The sequence below is a fragment of the Arthrobacter sp. SLBN-112 genome (assembly GCF_030944625.1).
Classification (GTDB): Bacteria; Actinomycetota; Actinomycetes; order Actinomycetales; family Micrococcaceae; genus Arthrobacter.
Genome location: NZ_JAUSXY010000001.1, coordinates 2,428,629 through 2,444,522 on the forward strand (window position 1 = coordinate 2,428,629; position 15,894 = coordinate 2,444,522).

Here is a 15,894-nt window from a genome sequence, read left to right on the forward strand (position 1 = left end):
CCACGGGCGGGGTTTTACCTTGGCGCCTCCGGGCGGACGCGCAGGACGGCAGACCCGGTGATCCTGTCGGCAGCCAGGTCTTCCAGTGCCTTATCGGCGGCCTCGAACGGGTAGGCAGTCGTGGTCAGGGCCAGCGGCAGCCGGGCAGCCAGGGCCAGGAACTCCCGGCCGTCCGCCCGGGTATTGGCTGTGACGCTGCGCAGCTGGCGTTCATAGAAGAGCTCCCTGCTGTAATTCAGGGCCGGAATATCGCTCAAGTGGATCCCGGCAACGGCAAGTGTCCCGCCGCGGTCGAGGGCCGCCAGCGCCACCGGGACAAGATCGCCCACCGGCGCAAAGAGGATGGCCGAATCCAGCGGGACGGGCGGCCGGTCATAGGCGTCGCCTGCGTACTCGGCGCCCAGCTCCAGCGCCAGTGAACGGGCCTGCTCGGACCTGGTCATGACGAACACGGAGGCGCCCTGCTTGATGGCCAGCTGCGCGGTGATGTGGGCGGAGCTGCCAAAGCCATAGATGCCAAGGCGGCCGCCAACCGGCAACGCAGTGCGCTTCAGCGCGCGGTACCCGATGATGCCGGAGCACAGCAACGGCGCGGCCTGTTCATCGGAAAAGGCAGGCGGGATGGGGTAGGCAAAGTCCTCGGCGACTGCGAGCCGCTCGGCAAAGCCACCGTCCGTGTCCCACCCGGTGAACACAGGTGATGAGCACAGGTTTTCATCGCCGCGGCGGCAGTAATCGCAGCGGCCGCAGACACCGCCAAGCCAGGCGACGCCCACCCTGTCGCCTGCGTGGAACCGGGAGCAGTCGGCGCCTGTTTCCATGACGACGCCGACCGCCTCGTGCCCGGGGACCACGTGCGGATGGTGGGGTGCCAGGTCTCCTTCAGCGAGATGGAGGTCGGTACGGCAAACGCCGCAGACACTGACCTCCACCAGGAGCTCGTGCGGCCCCGGCGTCGGCGAGTCACGGTGGCCCTGTACCAAAGGATGCGTGGCTATGGTGCCCGGGGTGCCTACCCACCATGCACGCACTGTGCGTTCGCCGCGGCTACTCGAAGCCGGCGCGGGTAGCGTCGTCCAGCGGTGTCTGCCACAGCAGTGGTGCTGTCACGGTGAAGCGCCTGCCCGTGATGGACTCGGGCGTGATGCGGATGAAGTATTCCTGGCCCACTCCCTGCCAGGGAAACAGCGCCCGCCGGATGTCGTCGAGGTCAGTTCCCGTGGGCGTCGCCTCTGCGGCTTTGCCCTTGACCACGACGCTCCATGCAAGGCCGAACTGGGAACTGACAGCGTCTGCTTCCAGGGCCACGACGGCGTCAGACTCGATGGCTTGCTGCTTGGTGCCGCCGCCGGTGCGGAAGACAAGCGTCCGGCCGTCCACCTTGTAATTGACGGGAAAGACGTCAGGATGGCCATCCGCGATGACGGCAAGGCGTCCCACACCGGTTTGGGAAAGAAGTGACCAGCACTCTTCCGCATCGAGGATTTCTGCTACGGGTAGGTTTGTGTTCTCTCTCATAGGGCACAGCGTAGGGAAGTCGCCCGCGTCCGGAAAGGGCACAAAGGCCCGGCCTGGAAGGAAGGACCTATGGCCCTTTAGGGCCGCCCGACCCGGTGGGACGCTGTGATGGGTGCCCGCCGGCAACACCTCGCCTGGCCGGACCCCCGCAGTAAGGAGAACCCGCATGAAAGCCCTCGTCTATGGCGGCCCCGGCAACAAGTCGTGGACCGACGTCCCGGATCCCGGAATCCAGCAGCCCGGCGACGTGATCGTCAAGGTTGATACCACCACGATCTGCGGTACCGACCTGCACATCCTCAAAGGCGACGTGCCGGCTGTGACAAAGGGCCGGATCCTTGGCCATGAAGGGGTGGGAACCATCATCGAAACGGGTTCCTCGGTGACCGGCCTTAACATGAACGACCGCGTCATCATTTCCTGCATCAAATCCTGCGGACACTGCGCCAACTGCAAGACGGGCCTGTACTCGCACTGCCTGGGGGCCGAGGGGCAGGAAGGCACCGGATGGATCTTCGGTCACCTGATCGATGGCACGCAGGCTGAATACGTTCGTGTTCCCTATGCAGAGAACTCCCTGCACCTGTTGCCGGAGGGCGTGAGCGACGAACAAGCCGTAATGCTGTCCGATATCCTTCCCACCGGATTCGAAATTGGTGTCCAGTACGGCCGGGTGAAGCCCGGCGACAGCGTAGCGGTGGTTGGTGCGGGTCCAGTGGGCTTGGCGGCGATCACCACGGCAGGACTTTACGGAGCTGCAACTGTGGTGGCCATCGACGTCGATGCGAACCGGCTCGAAAAAGCGAAGGAATTCGGCGCAACAGACACGGTCCTTTCCGGCAGCGATGACTGGAAGGAACAGGTCTTGGCCCTGACGCACGGGCGGGGCGTCGACGTGGCCATCGAAGCAGTGGGCATTCCGGCAACGTTTGCAATGTGCACCGACATTGTGCGGCCCGGGGGATCAGTAGCGAACGTTGGGGTGCACGGACACCCGGTGGAGCTGCACCTGGAGAATCTCTGGATCCAGAACATCAACATCAGCATGGGGCTGGTGAACACCAATACCACCCCCATGCTGTTGAAGCTTGTGGCCCAGGGAAAAATCAAGGCGGAGAAATTCGCCACGCACCATTTCAGTTTCGATCAATTCCCCGAGGCTTATGACACGTTTTCCCGGGCCGCGGAAACCAAGGCCCTCAAGGTGATCCTGACGTCCTGAACCGGTGGGAACCCGGGAAGGGAGCTGGCCCGCCTACAGCCAATCGGCGGAGAAATCCACGGGCGGCCACCACCGGGTTGGCGACGTGACCGCGAACCGGCGGCCCGTGAGTTCGGTGGGGGAGATGGCGATCAGGTGGTCCTTGATCCCTGCCTCCCACGGTTCCCTGCCGGCGTCGTCCGCCGGCAGGCTCATGCGGGTCTCATCGAACGGTTCAGGCTTCCCCTTGGCAACCACGCTCCACACCTCTGTGGCATACGGGTTGAGCCCGTCGACCTCCAGCGCCGCCACCGCGCCGCTGAGCAACGCACGAAGCTTGGTTCCCGGAGCCGTCCGAAAGAACAGCGTTTCGCCGGCCACGGAGAAATTCACCGGAAAGATCTCGGGAATGTCGCCATTGATGACCGCCAACCGGCCGATGTAGGAAGACCTCAGATACTGCCAGCACTCATCAGCGTCCAATATTTCCGTGGGAGACCCTGCCGGGGAACCAGTCATGGTACCGATCCTAGGGCCTGGGGAGCGCCAGCGCACCGGTGGGTAGGGAATACCGGGCGGCGCCGGGGAGTGTTCACCGACGGCGTAGCAGCGCCGGGACTTGAATCGGCCAGTCCGTCGTTGTCTTCCGTAAGGATCCCGATGGGAAGGTATCACCGCCGGCAACGGCCCAGGGAGACCGCACCGGGTGAACCGGCACGAGGGTTGGAGGTGCGCCATGGAGCAGGCGCGGGAATTCATGCCACCGGAGGACGACGACATCCTGGACTCGTACTCGCAGACGGTCATGCGCGTGGCGGCCGCCGTTACGCCCCATGTGGCGGCTATCGAAATGACTGCGCAGCGCCGCAACGGGCGGGCCAGGGTGGGGGCCGGCTCCGCGGTGCTCTTCACCGAAGACGGCTACCTGCTCACGAATTCCCACGTGGTGGCCGGAACGCACCGGGGATTTGCCGTCTTCGGCGACGGCAGCAGGATGGAGTTGGAACTGGTGGGCGCGGACCCGTTATCCGACCTCGCAGTGGTCCACGGTTCGCGGCCCAAGGTCCCGCCCGCTCAGTTCGGTGCGGCCGAATCCCTCCGGGTGGGACAACTGGTGGTGGCGGTCGGGAACCCGCTGGGGCTGGCCGGCTCAGTGACCGCCGGTGTGGTCAGCGGCCTGGGCAGGGCCATTCCGGTCTGGTCCGGGGGCAACAGGCGCGTCATCGAAGACGTCATCCAAACGGATGCAGCCTTGAACCCCGGCAATTCGGGCGGAGCACTGGCAGACACGCACTCCAGGATCGTTGGCATTAATACGGCAGTGGCGGGAGCAGGGCTCGGGCTGGCAATCCCCATCAACGCCACCACGCGCCGGATCATCGCTGCGCTGCTTGCGGACGGGAGGGTGCGCCGTGCCTACCTGGGTTTGGTGAGCACGCCCATCCAGCTCACTCCCAGTGCCGTCATCCGCACCGGGCTGCGCGAAGGGCTCCGCGTCGTGGAGGTGCTGCCCGCTTCTCCGGCGGACAAGGCAGGGCTGGCGGCCGGGGACGTCCTGTTGACGGCGGGCGGCCGTCCTGTCAGCAATGCCGAGAGCCTGCAGCGGCTCCTCTTCGCCGACGCCATCGGCCAACCGCTCGACGTCGCCGTGCTGCGTGACGGTGCCGAAGTGCACCTCACCGCCGTTCCGGAGGAAATGACGGGCAACGGAAACCCGTAGGAGCTGGAGCCGCCGCGTCCCTTCCGGAAGCGTCCCTTCCCGAAGCCTGTCTGGAAGCCCTACACTCCGCGGGCCGGCGCCTCGACGTCCGCGATGCCTGTGAAACGCGTCCCCACGCCGTCGTACTCGCCCCGGACCCAGCCCGGTCGGACCGGCGGTATTTCTTCCGGCGAATGGTGCTCGCACACCACATAGGTGAAGTCCGGCCACCACTTCTTGGGCCGTGCCGCCTCCTCGTACCCGCAGACGGCGCACTCCAGATGGACCCACACCGGCCGCTTGCCTGTCCGGTTGGCACGTGACTGCACCAGCCACGGCGGAGGATTGTCCAGGATGCCGCGGAGCTCGGCCTCGGGCATCCACTTTGGCAGGCCATGGCGCTGTGCCATTTCAAGGGGTACGTCCAGTGCTATTGCGGCGTCACGTCTGCTGATCATCACAGTCCACCATACGGGAGCCGGCCAAATCGGGCCCATTGCAAAAGCGTGTCAGCCGGCCATCCCGGCAACGCCGCTGGTCAGGGCAGGCCCAGGATGCAGCCGGGGTGCGGGGCATCGCTGGAAACCCACAGCGCCGACGCGATTTCATCGGCGAGGTCGTACTCGCGCGAGTCGCCGATCCGCACCACCAGGGCGCCGCCGAAGGGCCGCCGTCCCAGCACTTCCACGCCGGCATCAAGCTCGATGTCCTGTGAGGCGAGGTACCGCAGCAGCTCAGGGTTGTCGTCACTGATCCGGGTGATCCTGCCGGTATGGCCCTCGTCCAGTTCCGCGAGGAGATGGGCGCGCGGCATCAGCACCTGGCCGTCCGCCGTGGGAATGGGATCGCCGTGCGGATCCCGGCTGGGGTCGCCGAGCTTGGCAGCGACGCGCTCTATGAACGTGTCCGATACCGCGTGTTCCAGTTGTTCAGCCTCATCGTGCACTTCGTCCCAGCTGTAGCCAAGGCGCTGCACAAGGTAGGTTTCGATCAGCCGGTGGCGCCGTACCATTGCCAGGGCAAGCCGCAGTCCGGCATCGGTCAGGGTCACCGCGCTGTACGGTTTGTGGTCCACCAGGCCCTGGTCCTTGAGCTTGCGGACCATCTCGGAAACCGAAGAATTCGCCACTCCGAGCCGCTGGGCCAGTTGGGAGGACGTGATGGGCTTGTCCTGCCATTCAGTGAATGAATAGATGACCTTGACGTAGTCCTCGATGGAGGAGGATGTCGGGCTGGTCTTCACGCGTCCAAGCCTACCGGCTTCATGCCTTCACGGCGCGCCACGCCAAGGTGAGGTAGGGAAGCTCGAGTTCCTGGTCCTGACCGTAGGCCAGATGTTCGTGCAGGTACCAGTCCAGGTTCGCCAGGACCTTGGCGCGGGTCGCCTCGCCGGCCCGGAGGTAGTAGCTTCGCGACTTGGTGAGTTCCATCAGGTCTGTGGTGGTTACCCGGTCCTGCCAGTGGGTTACCTGGCTTTCGAGCCCGGCGAATTCGGGTCCCACCACCGGCCTGTGGCCCGGGCGGTAGACATCGCCGGCGTGCATGATCCTGGAGAGCCTGTGCACCCACGGCACCGAGGTATCCAGTTGGTTCCAGATGAGGCCGAGTGTTCCGTGCGGACGCAGGACGCGGGCAAGTTCGGTGCTCGCGGCCAACGGGTCGCACCAGTGCCAGGCCTGGGCCACGGTGACGACGTCGAAGCGGGCGGCGGGCAGGCCCGTCGCCTCCGCGGTCCCGGTCACAGCCGTGGCAGCGGGGCAGTGCGCCGCCAGTTGGTTGAGCATGTCCGCGGAGGGGTCGACGGCGGTTACCTCCAGGCCCAGGTCCAGCAGCAAGGCAGTGAACTTTCCGGTACCGGCGCCGACGTCGAGGGCGTCCCGGGCGTGGGCCGGTACCAGCCATCGGGCTGAGTCCTCGGGGTATCCAGGCCTGACGCGCTGGTAGTGCCTCCCGCCATCCTGGAAACTCTGGCCAAGTTCCCGCCGGCGACCATGATCAAGCTTGGGGCCACCCCGAACCACGCGTGGACTCCTTCGATTCCGCCTGTTGATGTCCCTCGAATTTACCGCACGCCCGGCCAAAGGCCGTGCACACGACCAGGAACGGAAGGCTTTGGGTTAGTCGTCGATGCAGGGGGCGGCGCCGGCCGTACCCGGTGTATTGGGGGCCCAGTGCGGGTAGGTGCGGGAATCGTTGGCGGGCACCCAGCGGCCTGCGTCCACCACGTAGTCCCAGCCCAGTCCGCCGCCGCGCAGCGCGCGGATGCCGGCCAGGAGGCGTTCGGCGTCCTCCAGCCGGGATCCGACGCCGAAACTCGCCCGGAGGGATCCGTTCGGCAGGCCCAGGCGCTTCAGCAGCGGGTGGGCGCAGAAACGTCCGTCACGCAGGCCCACGCCGTGCTCCGCCGAAAGGTAGGCGGCCACCAGCCCGGCGTCGTAGCCTGCAACCGAGAAATTGACCACACCGATGGTGTCCGTTTCCGGATTGGTGTCCTTGAAGATTCTGGTGGACCGTCACGCCGTCGATGCCCTGCAGGCCCTCCACCAGGAACGAGCGGATGGCCGATTCGTGGGCATGCCACCGGGACTGGTCCAGTTCGGCGATCACCTGGGTGGCGCGCGCCAGGGTGGCTGCGCCAAGCACATTGGGTGAGCCGCCCTCGTGGCGGGCCGGGCCGGTGGCCCAGCTGACGCCGTCGAGCCTTGCTTCCTTCACGGCGCCGCCGCCGGCAAGGTGGGGGACACCGGCGTCCAGCCAGTCCGGACGTCCCACCAGGACGCCTGCGCCGAACGGTGCGTAGAGCTTATGGCCGGAGAACGCAAGGTAATCGACGTCGTCCGTGCTGATGTCCACCCGCCGGTGCGGCGCAAGCTGGGCGGCGTCTACCACAATCCGTGCGCCGTGCTGGTGCGCCAGTGCGGCCAATGCCCGGATGGGGAGGATCTCGCCGGTGACGTTGGAGGCGCCGGTGACGGCCAGCAGGCTGACCCCGCCCTGCTCCAGTTCAGCGCGGACGGCCTCCAGCGTGCCGCTGATGGTGTCCGCGGCGACGATGCTGCGGTGCGGGACGCCCTGCCACGGCAGGAGGTTGGCGTGGTGTTCGATGTCCAGGTACAGGACATCTCCGGCGGGGCGGCCGTCGGCCAACGGCAGGCAGCCGGCCAGCAGGTTCAGCGAGTCGGTGGTGTTGCGGGTGAAGATGACCGAATCATCGGGTCGACCTCCTACGAACTCGCGGACAATGCTGCGTGCGTTTTCATACACCGAGGTGCTGATCTGGGATGCATACCCGGCGCCGCGGTGGACACTCGCGTAGTAGGGGAGGATCTCGTTCAGGTACGCGGACACCACGGACAGTGCCGGGGCGGAGGCGCCGTAGTCGAGGTTTGCGTAGCGGACGTGGCCGCCGGAAATCAGGGGCGCCTGGATTTCGGCGCCGGTGACCGCGGCGAGGGGTCGGCCGGCAATGACCTGGCGCGGATCCGGCGCGGCTGCGTTGGCGATGGCGGACTGGGGGGAGACGGTGGCAGTTGTCACAGAGACCTCACTTGGATACAGGACTCCGGCATGGTGGAATCCGCGCTTGCCGTATCCGCTCCGGACCGGCCTGGTCGTCACCCGGGGCACCCCACCGCGAATGGAGGGTTGCCGGCCAGCAAACCGGGGTTTTGCGCTGGCACTCGTGACCTGGATAAAAGCGTAGAACATGGGGTGGCCAGGACTAAAGCCGCGGCAATTGTTAAGGCCTTTGTTACGTCCTGCCGAAGAAACGGCCGCGGACGCCCCCGAAAGGAGGCGTCCGGCGTCGTATTATTCGATTCTTCCGCGGTCAGGGAGCCTGCTGCAGGAGGTCGTCGAGTTCCGGGTTCAGTCGGTGCAGCACCTCTGAGTGCAGGATCGAGTTCGTGGCCAGGGCATTGCCGCCGAACGGGCCGTCCTCGCCTTCGAGGGAGGTGAAGCGGCCGCCGGCCTCCACCACGATCGGCACCAGGGCAGCCATGTCGTACAAGTTCAGTTCGGGTTCGCAGGCGATGTCCACCGAGCCTTCGGCCACCATGCAGTAGGACCAGAAGTCCCCGTACGCCCGGGTCCGCCAGACGTCCTCCGTCAGGCCCAGGAATTCGTCAAGGTTTCCGCGTTCCTTCCAGCCGCCCAGGCTGGAGTAGGAGAGGGAGGCGTCGGACAGGTTGGAGACGTTGGAGACCCGGAGCCGGGTGGCGGCGGCCAGGGACCTGCCCATGTAGGCGCCCATGCCTTTGGCCGCCCACCAGCGCTTGCCCAGGGCCGGTGCGCTGACGACGCCCACCACGGGCTCGCCCTCGTCCACCAGGGCGATCAGCGTGGCCCACACCGGGACGCCGCGGACGAAGTTCTTGGTCCCGTCGATGGGATCGATGATCCAGCGCCGCGAGCCGTGGCCGGTGCTGCCGAATTCCTCGCCCAGGACTGCATCGCGGGGCCGGGAGCGGGAGAGCTGGCCGCGGATGGCCTCCTCGGCCGCCTTGTCGGCGTCGGTGACCGGCGTCAGGTCCGGCTTGGTCTCGACGTGGAGGTCCAGGGCCTTGAAGCGGCTCATCGTCTGGTCATCCACGGAGTCGGCCAGGACATGGGCCAGGCGCAGGTCATCGTTGTAACTCGAAGCGGGTTGGATCATGGTTCCAAACTACCGTCTGCGTGCGTTTCTGCCGGGAGAACGCGTCAGTTGACGCTGCCGAGCTCCTTGGTTTCCTGTGCTTCCATCCTCGGGTCCGCGCCGAGCAGCCTCCTTAGGGACGCCAGCCGGGCCGGTCCCGTGGGACCGGCGTGCCCGCCGTTCACCCAATCATCCAGTCCGCAGTTAACCGCCGTTGCCGTGTGTTTGCAGCCGCGCTCGCAGTTTTCGATGCCGGGGGAGAGGTCCGGGAATGAGCGCAGGATCCTGTCCGGATCCACGTGTGCAAGGCCAAAGGAACGGATACCGGGGGTGTCAATGATCCAGCTGCCGGGCGGCGCGTCCGCCAGCCGCAGCGCCAGCGCCGAGGACGACGTGTGCCGGCCGCGCCCGGTGACCGCGTTCACCCCGCCGGTGGCCCGCTCCGCACCCGTCAACGCGTTGACCATGGTGGACTTGCCGACGCCGGAGTGCCCGAGCATGACAGTGACCGTGCCGTCCAGGTGGGCGCGGAGGGCTGCCACCGCGGCGCTGTCCAGCCGGGCGGAGAGGCCGTCGTCGGACCGTGCGTCGATCCCCGAAGCCTGTGCGTCCGCGGTCTTGCTGATGATCACCGGGAAGTCCAGGTGCGTGTAGTTGGAGAGCAGCTCCGCCGGGTCCTTGACGTCGGCCTTGGTCACCAGCAGGATCGGCTCGATCCCGGCGTCGTAGGCCGCCACCAGGGCGCGGTCGATGAACCCGGTGCGTGGCTCGGGGTTGGCTGCTGCCACCACGATCACCAGTTGGTCGGCGTTCGCGACGACGGCCCGCTCTATGGGATCCGTGTCGTCGGCGCTGCGGCGAAGGAGGGTGCGGCGGTCCTGGATCTTCACCAGTCGTGCCAGCGTGTCCGGGGCTCCGGAGACGTCGCCCACCAGGGAGACGAAGTCGCCTGCCACGACAGGATTGCGGCGAAGCTCGCGGGCCCGTGCAGCGATGACCACGCGCTCATTCTCCGAGTCCTCGCCCACCACCGCGGTGTACCGGCCACGGTCCACCGTGATGATGCGGCCGGTCACGGCGTCGTCGTGGCTGGGACGGTCTTTGGTGCGCGGCCTGGAGCCTTTCTTGCTGGGGCGGATCCGGACGTCCGATTCGTCCCAGGAATCAGTGCTCCGCGCCACTGCCGCGCCCTTCCGGTCCGGCTGCGGACGTGCCTTCCTGGGCGAGCATGCCTGCCCAAAGCTGCGGAAAATCGGGCATGGTCTTGGCGGTAGTGGCAATGTCCTCCACTTGGACGCCCTGCACCGCCAGGCCCAGGATTGCACCGGCCGTGGCCATGCGGTGGTCCGCGTAGCTGTGCACGACGCCGGCGTGCAGCCGGGCGGGGCGGATGAGCAGTCCGTCGGGGGTTTCCTCGGCGTCACCGCCAAGCCGGTTGATCTCCGCCACCAGCGCGGCGAGCCTGTCTGTTTCGTGTCCGCGCAGGTGCGCGATCCCGGTGAGCCGGGAGGGTCCCGCAGCCAAGGCGCACAGCGCAGCGACAGTCGGGGCGAGCTCGCTGGTGTCCGCGAAGTCGCCGCCCTTGATCTCCGGGCCGCCGGTGACGGTCAGGACGCCGCCGGCCAGCGTCACGGTGGCGCCCATGCTGGTGAGGATGCTGCGCCACAGGTCGCCCACCTGCTGGGTTTCCGCCGGCCAGTTGGGGATCCGGACTGTTCCCCGCGAGGCCAGGGCCGCCGCAAGGAAGGGGCCCGCATTGGACAGGTCCTGTTCGATCCGCTGGTCGAAGGCGCGGATGGGTCCGGGCGCCACCACCCAGTGGTTGGGCACGGAGTCGTCCACTGACACGCCTGCGCCGCGCAGGACTGCGACCGTCATGTTGATGTGGTCCAGGCTGGGGACCGGTTTGCCGACGTGCTCAAGGTGCAGGCCGTCGTCGAACCTTGCCCCCACGAGCAGGAGCGCGGAGACAAACTGGGACGAAGCGCTGGCGTCGATCACCAGGTGGCCGCCGCGGACTGAGCCCGTGCCCTCCACGACGAACGGGAGGGAGGACGGGTCGGTGCCGTCTTCGGCTGAGACAACGACGCCCAGGGCCTTGAGGGCCTCGATGATGGTCCCCATGGGACGCTTACGGGCGTGCGGGTCGCCGTCGAACACGCTGGCGCCGTTGCGGAGCGCTGCGAGCGGCGGGACGAACCGCATGACCGTGCCTGCCAGCCCGCAGTCGATCCTGGTCAGCGTTGCCGGCGCGGACGCGGGCAGCGGAACCACCTCCAGGTCAGGGCCGAAGGTTCCGTCGCCTGGGACCTCCGTGATGGTGGCGCCAAGCTGCCGCAGTGCATCGATCATCAGCGCGGAATCCCTGGAGTGCAGGGGCGCCCGCAAGCGGGACGGTCCATCCGCCAACGCTGCCAGTACCAGGTACCTGTTGGTCAGGGATTTCGAGCCGGGCACCGTCACGGTGGCATTGATGGGCCGGGATGCGAAAGGTGCGTCCCAGTGCTGGACAGGTGTTGCGGAAGCGTCCCGGGCGGCAGTTGCTGCGGTCATTCGTGCTTATGCTCCCGTGGCGTGATCGACGGCGCGGCGTACGGCCTTGTCTGCTTTGTGCAGCTTCTTGTTCGTGGTCTTGCGCGCGTCTGCGGCCAGGTGCGATGCGTTCCGGCGGGCGCCTGCGGCCAGGTGCTCGGCGCGCCAGGCCAGGCCCGGCTTGCCTGCGGTGTCCACCGACGCGAGCAACGCACCGCCGCTGAGGGACAGGTTCTTGAGCAGCTGGTTCCGGCGGTTCTCGCGCCCATCCTTGCTGCTGATGTCCGCGCTGCGCCATTCAACGAACGTGTTCAGCAGGGAAACCACCGTCAGCAGGGATGCGGAGAGCCTGGAAAACTTTCCGAGGCCAAACAGGACGCCGGCGCCCACCTGGGTTCCGCCGATCACACGGGCAAGGGTCTTCTCGCTGGCCTGGAAGGGAAGCGATGCCGCGGCCTTGCGCAATAAGGGTGAGAGCTGCTGCGCAGTATCGTCGGAGTTCCTGAGCTTATCCAGCCCGGCAATGACAAAACTGGAAGCGAGCATGGGCCGTGCGAGCGTGCGGACAAAGGACATGGATTTCCTCCTGGCTGGACGGACCGCGGAACGCGGCGGAGTCGGTCCTAGTCTTGCACTTTTGGGGAATATTTGCCTGCGGGAAGGGGTTATGGCTGACGGGTCGCTGACACGCGGCCAAACGATCATCCACCCGATACAGAGCGGAGTTGGCCCTTGGCGAAGGTGTTGGACGGGACGAGGCCGGCCGGTCCGGTGGCAGCGGAAGCGCTGGCTGCCGAGCCGCTGGAGTACGGCACGCCCCGGGCGGGAAGCCTGACAGTAGACTTGAAGGCAATGAGCACCCTGGATCCGGCCATCGCGGCCATGTATGACGCAACACCTGGCGCAGCGAACGGCTCGGCAGGGGCCCCGCCCGCATCCGCGGCGCAGCCGGAGGTGCGCACCACTGCCGAAGGGGCGGGCACCGAAGACGCCGCCCTTGACGTTGCCGCGGAGACCGTCGAAGAACGCCGCCAGCGCTTCGAACGGGACGCCATGCAGTACGTCGACCAGCTGTACTCTGCTGCCATGCGCATGGCACGGAACCCGTCAGATGCAGAGGACCTGGTCCAGGAGGCCTACACCAAGGCATTTTCGGCGTTCCACCAGTACAAGCCGGGCACGAACCTCAAAGCGTGGCTGTACCGGATCCTGACCAACACCTACATCAACCTCTACCGCAAGAGGCAGCGCGAGCCGCTTCAGTCCAACTCGGACACGATCGAGGACTGGCAGCTCGCGCGTGCGGAGTCACATACCTCTAGCGGACTTCGATCGGCCGAGGCAGAGGCGTTGGACCACCTCCCGGATTCGGACGTCAAGCGGGCGCTCCAGGACATTCCGGAGGAATTCCGATTGGCGGTGTACTTCGCAGACGTCGAGGGCTACGCCTACAAGGAAATCTCAGACATCATGAATACGCCCATCGGCACTGTGATGTCCCGGCTCCACCGCGGCCGGAGAATGTTGCGGGACATGCTCGCGGAATACGCCGCCGAGCGAGGATTCAAAACAGCCGCAGATGCATCGGATGCGGCAGGAAGCAAATCACAGGAGAACAGGAAATGAGCGACTGCCAGGGATTGGGCGATTGCGACGACGCCCGGATGCAACGCATCTACGAGTACCTTGACGGGGCGCTGACCCGCGAGGACCTTACCGAAATCAAGAACCACCTTGACGACTGCCCCGAGTGCACGCAGCAGTACGACCTGGAGTGCGTTATCCGCAACATGGTCAAGCGCTCCTGCACGGAGTCCGCTCCGGACAACCTGAAGAACGCCATCCTGGACCGGATCCACGCCATCCGCCCTGTGGAGGCCTAGGAACGCGGGAGGCCCAGGCACGCGCCGCACCAGCGGGCAACATCCGCAGACAGCAAAGGACCCCGGAAGCCGAATGGCTTGCGGGGTCCTTTGCTTGAACCGTAGTCCCTGGCATTTGCCTAGGTGTTGGGGCGCTTCCCGTGGTTCGCGCCGCCACGCTTACGGTCACGACGCTTGCGTGCACGCTTGCTCATAGCTGGCCTCCTTACTGTTGGTACTCAAAAGAGCTGCCCTCCAGTCTCCCACATGATGCGGCGGCCCGCGAACCGGAACGGGCGGATGACCTGCGGCGGTGCGCCCAGGGCGACGGTCCTAGTGCTGGAGCGTGTTGCTGATCGCCACGCGGGCTTGTTCCAGGACGGTCCGGACATTTTCCAGTGCCACCGGGTTGAGCGGCCGGCGCGGGGCCTGCCCTTGCAGATCAGCGCGGATGCCATCACGGAACTGCTGCAGCATCAGCTCCAGGGCAAGCCGCTGCATGGAAGTGGCAATGCCCTTTTCCACGGCTGCCAGGTCAACCCTGCGCCGGTTCAGCTCGGCGAGGCCGGCGGCGGTAAGGAGGTACGTTGTGCGACGTCCGGATGGTTCGGTGGCCACCAGGCCGTCCGCCTCAAGTTTTCCCAGCCTGGGGTAGATCGTTCCCGCGCTGGGTGAGTAGGCGCCTCCGAACCGGTCCTTGAGTGCTTTGATGAGCTCGTACCCGTGCTTGGGTCCGCCTTCGAGGAGGGCAAGCAGGTACAAGCGCAACGCACCGTGTGCGAAGACGGGAGGCATCAGCCTTACGCTTCCCCGCCGCCGGATGCGGACGCGGATGCGGGGGCGTGGAGGATGGACGTCCTGCCGGACACCGAGTTGGTCCTGACCAGCATCAGCTGCCCGTCCGGCCCGGCAATCGTCTCCACTTTTCCGTTGGCCAGGAAGCACTGCTGACCGTCAAGGACCACCGCTCCGCCGGCTGACTTGGCCACGATGTCAACACCCACGTCGTGGGGCAGCCGGATGGTGAGGTCCCCGGAGACGGAGTTGGAACCGAAATCGTGAGTGAAACCAAACAGTTCGAAACTGAGGTGGCCGCTGACGGTGTTCGTACGCACGTTGGTGAAGTGTCCGGACGCGGTGACCGCCCCGGAGACGGTTTTCACCGTGAGGACGCCGCGGTGGTTCCGGACGACGGCCGTGCCGCTGACAGTGTTTACCTGCAGGCTACCGGAGGTGCCGTCCGCCACGACGGAGCCTGACACGGTATTGAGACGGATATGGGCGGCGACGCCGGAGACCAGTCCCTCACCGCTGACGGTGCCAACCTCCACCTCCACGCCGCGGGGAACGGAAATGCTGATCACTGCCGAGTTGTCGCTGCTGTGGTTGACGGTTTCCATCAGATTCTTGAACCAGCCCTGCGGACCGTTCAGCTGGTGCCGGACTTCCACCCGGCCACCGTTGGCCGAGACGGCCACGGGATCGCCGTGTACCTCCGAGATCTCCACCCGGACCACAGGCTCGTCGTGCTGGACTACGGTGAACTTGCCGCGCACCATGCCCAGCTTGAGGGCGGTGGCATCTCCGATCTCGATGATTTGCGGTCCTTGCACACTCCAGCTTCCGTCAGCCATGGTCCCCTCCAGAGACGATGTATCGCGTTGGCCTTCAACCTAGCGTCGCCGGCCTGCGCCGGTCAAGGCACCCGGTGAAGGCCTACTGCGGCGCGTCCATTCGAAGCCACTGGAACCAGCCCCGGTGCAGCACCAGCCAGGCCATGAGGCCATACCCGGCCTGCCCCGGCGTGCCCCCGTTTGCGGCGAGGTCCTGGCGCCACTGTTCATGGTTCAGCAGGGGCGAGAAGGTATCGACGTAAAGGTGCTTGCGCCGGGTGGTCACGTCGGCGAAGGCGGTGTTCAGCTCGTCCAGCCTTCGGTTGTGGGCCGGATCGAGCGTGGGCGGCGGTCCGACGACGAAGACCTCGATACGGTTCTGCGACGCCGAATCCAGGATGTTGGCCAGGTTCAGCCTGCTCCGCGCGGTTGAAAGGCCGAATTCGATATCACGCCCGGACAGCCCGATGACCAGCCTGTTCTCGGCCTGGTCGCTGAAACGCCGTCCGGCTTCGTCCAGCCACCGGGCTGCAAGCCCCTCGGTACCTTCCTGCGGACAGGGGAGGGCATAGCTTTCCAGCAGCATGCCGTCCTGGGGAGTGCGGGCCAGGACGCGGCCAAGCCAGCCCAGCGCCCGGGGGTCGCCCAGTCCGGCCAGCAGTTCGTCTCCTACAGCTGCGATCCGCAGCTTCCTGTCTTCCACGCGTTCCTCTTTACTTCCGAACCGGCCGCGGCCTCCGTGGCCGCCGCGGCTGCGGAGGTACGGGGCGGCGCTGTCCAACCATTAAACAGAACTGCCCGGCCGGAGTCTGGTATTTCGACGTCCGGCCGGGCAG

At 66.5% G+C, this 15,894-nt stretch carries 18 protein-coding genes, 1 pseudogene and 1 riboswitch; of the genes and pseudogenes, 4 read left to right on the forward strand and 15 right to left on the reverse strand.

Annotated elements, in window-relative coordinates; translation table 11 throughout:
* Positions 1-14: 14 nt before the first annotated feature.
* Both QF050_RS11410 and QF050_RS11415 read right to left on the reverse strand, forming a co-directional pair.
* Positions 15-1,031 (reverse strand): zinc-dependent alcohol dehydrogenase family protein, encoded by a 1,017-nt coding sequence (locus QF050_RS11410; RefSeq protein ID WP_308930529.1) that lies wholly within the window; start codon positions 1,029-1,031, stop codon positions 15-17.
* A 16-nt stretch (positions 1,032-1,047) separates the two neighbouring features.
* Positions 1,048-1,518, reverse strand: a complete 471-nt coding sequence (locus QF050_RS11415; protein WP_308930530.1) for a pyridoxamine 5'-phosphate oxidase family protein — start codon at positions 1,516-1,518, stop codon at positions 1,048-1,050.
* Between the two features lie 166 nt (positions 1,519-1,684).
* On the opposite strand from QF050_RS11415, the gene QF050_RS11420 reads away from it, so the two are divergent.
* The gene (locus QF050_RS11420; RefSeq protein ID WP_308930531.1) at positions 1,685-2,740 is read left to right on the forward strand and encodes a zinc-dependent alcohol dehydrogenase family protein; all 1,056 of its coding nucleotides are present in this window, start codon (positions 1,685-1,687) and stop codon (positions 2,738-2,740) included.
* A gap of 33 nt (positions 2,741-2,773) precedes the next feature.
* Here QF050_RS11420 and QF050_RS11425 read toward each other — a convergent pair whose 3' ends face one another.
* Entirely contained in the window at positions 2,774-3,238 is a 465-nt protein-coding gene (locus tag QF050_RS11425) for a pyridoxamine 5'-phosphate oxidase family protein (RefSeq protein ID WP_308930532.1), read from the reverse strand.
* A 217-nt stretch (positions 3,239-3,455) separates the two neighbouring features.
* On the opposite strand from QF050_RS11425, the gene QF050_RS11430 reads away from it, so the two are divergent.
* Positions 3,456-4,439 carry a trypsin-like peptidase domain-containing protein gene (locus tag QF050_RS11430; RefSeq protein WP_308930533.1) on the forward strand — a complete coding sequence of 328 codons (984 nt, stop codon included), beginning with the start codon at positions 3,456-3,458 and terminating at the stop codon, positions 4,437-4,439.
* Positions 4,440-4,498: 59 nt separating this feature from the next.
* On the opposite strand, the gene QF050_RS11435 is transcribed toward QF050_RS11430, so the two are convergent.
* The 8 genes and pseudogenes from QF050_RS11435 to QF050_RS11470 form a co-directional block, all read right to left on the reverse strand.
* A complete protein-coding gene (locus tag QF050_RS11435; RefSeq protein ID WP_308930534.1) occupies positions 4,499-4,876 on the reverse strand; it encodes a hypothetical protein in 378 nt (125 codons plus the stop codon).
* 80 nt (positions 4,877-4,956) lie between these two features.
* On the reverse strand, positions 4,957-5,661 hold the full coding sequence (locus QF050_RS11440) for a metal-dependent transcriptional regulator (RefSeq protein ID WP_308930535.1): 705 nt from the start codon (positions 5,659-5,661) through the stop codon (positions 4,957-4,959).
* Between the two features lie 19 nt (positions 5,662-5,680).
* Positions 5,681-6,439 (reverse strand): class I SAM-dependent methyltransferase, encoded by a 759-nt coding sequence (locus QF050_RS11445; protein ID WP_308930536.1) that lies wholly within the window; start codon positions 6,437-6,439, stop codon positions 5,681-5,683.
* Between the two features lie 96 nt (positions 6,440-6,535).
* Positions 6,536-7,955 (reverse strand): annotated as a pseudogene (locus tag QF050_RS11450) (aminotransferase class V-fold PLP-dependent enzyme).
* 37 nt (positions 7,956-7,992) lie between these two features.
* A riboswitch (SAM riboswitch) is annotated at positions 7,993-8,106 on the reverse strand.
* A 141-nt stretch (positions 8,107-8,247) separates the two neighbouring features.
* On the reverse strand, positions 8,248-9,072 hold the full coding sequence (hisN, locus tag QF050_RS11455; RefSeq protein WP_308930537.1) for a histidinol-phosphatase: 825 nt from the start codon (positions 9,070-9,072) through the stop codon (positions 8,248-8,250).
* 44 nt (positions 9,073-9,116) lie between these two features.
* Positions 9,117-10,232 carry a ribosome small subunit-dependent GTPase A gene (gene rsgA / locus QF050_RS11460; protein WP_308930538.1) on the reverse strand — a complete coding sequence of 372 codons (1,116 nt, stop codon included), beginning with the start codon at positions 10,230-10,232 and terminating at the stop codon, positions 9,117-9,119.
* Positions 10,216-11,604: a 3-phosphoshikimate 1-carboxyvinyltransferase gene (gene aroA / locus QF050_RS11465; protein WP_308930539.1), complete on the reverse strand. Its 1,389-nt coding sequence runs from the start codon at positions 11,602-11,604 to the stop codon at positions 10,216-10,218. Before aroA ends, rsgA begins: the two co-directional genes overlap by 17 nt.
* A 6-nt stretch (positions 11,605-11,610) precedes the next feature.
* The gene (locus tag QF050_RS11470; RefSeq protein WP_308930540.1) at positions 11,611-12,159 is read right to left on the reverse strand and encodes a DoxX family protein; all 549 of its coding nucleotides are present in this window, start codon (positions 12,157-12,159) and stop codon (positions 11,611-11,613) included.
* Positions 12,160-12,435: 276 nt separating this feature from the next.
* On the opposite strand from QF050_RS11470, the gene QF050_RS11475 reads away from it, so the two are divergent.
* Together QF050_RS11475 and rsrA are read left to right on the forward strand one after the other, a co-directional pair.
* Entirely contained in the window at positions 12,436-13,209 is a 774-nt protein-coding gene (locus QF050_RS11475; RefSeq protein WP_308930541.1) for a sigma-70 family RNA polymerase sigma factor, read from the forward strand.
* Positions 13,206-13,466, forward strand: a complete 261-nt coding sequence (rsrA, locus tag QF050_RS11480; RefSeq protein WP_308930542.1) for a mycothiol system anti-sigma-R factor — start codon at positions 13,206-13,208, stop codon at positions 13,464-13,466. Before QF050_RS11475 ends, rsrA begins: the two co-directional genes overlap by 4 nt.
* A gap of 119 nt (positions 13,467-13,585) precedes the next feature.
* Here the strand turns inward: rsrA and QF050_RS20340 are convergent, their stop codons facing one another.
* From QF050_RS20340 to QF050_RS11495, 4 genes are all read right to left on the reverse strand, one after another.
* Positions 13,586-13,660 (reverse strand): 50S ribosomal protein bL37, encoded by a 75-nt coding sequence (locus QF050_RS20340; protein WP_369299106.1) that lies wholly within the window; start codon positions 13,658-13,660, stop codon positions 13,586-13,588.
* A gap of 118 nt (positions 13,661-13,778) precedes the next feature.
* The gene (locus QF050_RS11485; RefSeq protein WP_308930543.1) at positions 13,779-14,240 is read right to left on the reverse strand and encodes a PadR family transcriptional regulator; all 462 of its coding nucleotides are present in this window, start codon (positions 14,238-14,240) and stop codon (positions 13,779-13,781) included.
* Positions 14,241-14,245: 5 nt separating this feature from the next.
* Entirely contained in the window at positions 14,246-15,079 is an 834-nt protein-coding gene (locus QF050_RS11490; protein WP_308930544.1) for a DUF4097 family beta strand repeat-containing protein, read from the reverse strand.
* A gap of 82 nt (positions 15,080-15,161) precedes the next feature.
* Positions 15,162-15,761, reverse strand: a complete 600-nt coding sequence (locus tag QF050_RS11495) for a GDSL-type esterase/lipase family protein (protein ID WP_308930545.1) — start codon at positions 15,759-15,761, stop codon at positions 15,162-15,164.
* Positions 15,762-15,894: the final 133 nt, after the last annotated feature.

Coding starts and splice junctions, on each gene's coding strand:
- QF050_RS11415 (WP_308930530.1), bottom strand. CDS start 1,518: ATGAGAGAGAACACAAACCTACCCGTAGCAGAAATCCTCGATGCGGAA.
- QF050_RS11420 (WP_308930531.1), top strand. CDS start 1,685: ATGAAAGCCCTCGTCTATGGCGGCCCCGGCAACAAGTCGTGGACCGAC.
- QF050_RS11425 (WP_308930532.1), bottom strand. CDS start 3,238: ATGACTGGTTCCCCGGCAGGGTCTCCCACGGAAATATTGGACGCTGAT.
- QF050_RS11430 (WP_308930533.1), top strand. CDS start 3,456: ATGGAGCAGGCGCGGGAATTCATGCCACCGGAGGACGACGACATCCTG.
- QF050_RS11435 (WP_308930534.1), bottom strand. CDS start 4,876: ATGATCAGCAGACGTGACGCCGCAATAGCACTGGACGTACCCCTTGAA.
- hisN (WP_308930537.1), bottom strand. CDS start 9,072: ATGATCCAACCCGCTTCGAGTTACAACGATGACCTGCGCCTGGCCCAT.
- aroA (WP_308930539.1), bottom strand. CDS start 11,604: ATGACCGCAGCAACTGCCGCCCGGGACGCTTCCGCAACACCTGTCCAG.
- QF050_RS11470 (WP_308930540.1), bottom strand. CDS start 12,159: ATGTCCTTTGTCCGCACGCTCGCACGGCCCATGCTCGCTTCCAGTTTT.
- QF050_RS11475 (WP_308930541.1), top strand. CDS start 12,436: ATGAGCACCCTGGATCCGGCCATCGCGGCCATGTATGACGCAACACCT.
- rsrA (WP_308930542.1), top strand. CDS start 13,206: ATGAGCGACTGCCAGGGATTGGGCGATTGCGACGACGCCCGGATGCAA.
- QF050_RS11485 (WP_308930543.1), bottom strand. CDS start 14,240: ATGCCTCCCGTCTTCGCACACGGTGCGTTGCGCTTGTACCTGCTTGCC.
- QF050_RS11490 (WP_308930544.1), bottom strand. CDS start 15,079: ATGGCTGACGGAAGCTGGAGTGTGCAAGGACCGCAAATCATCGAGATC.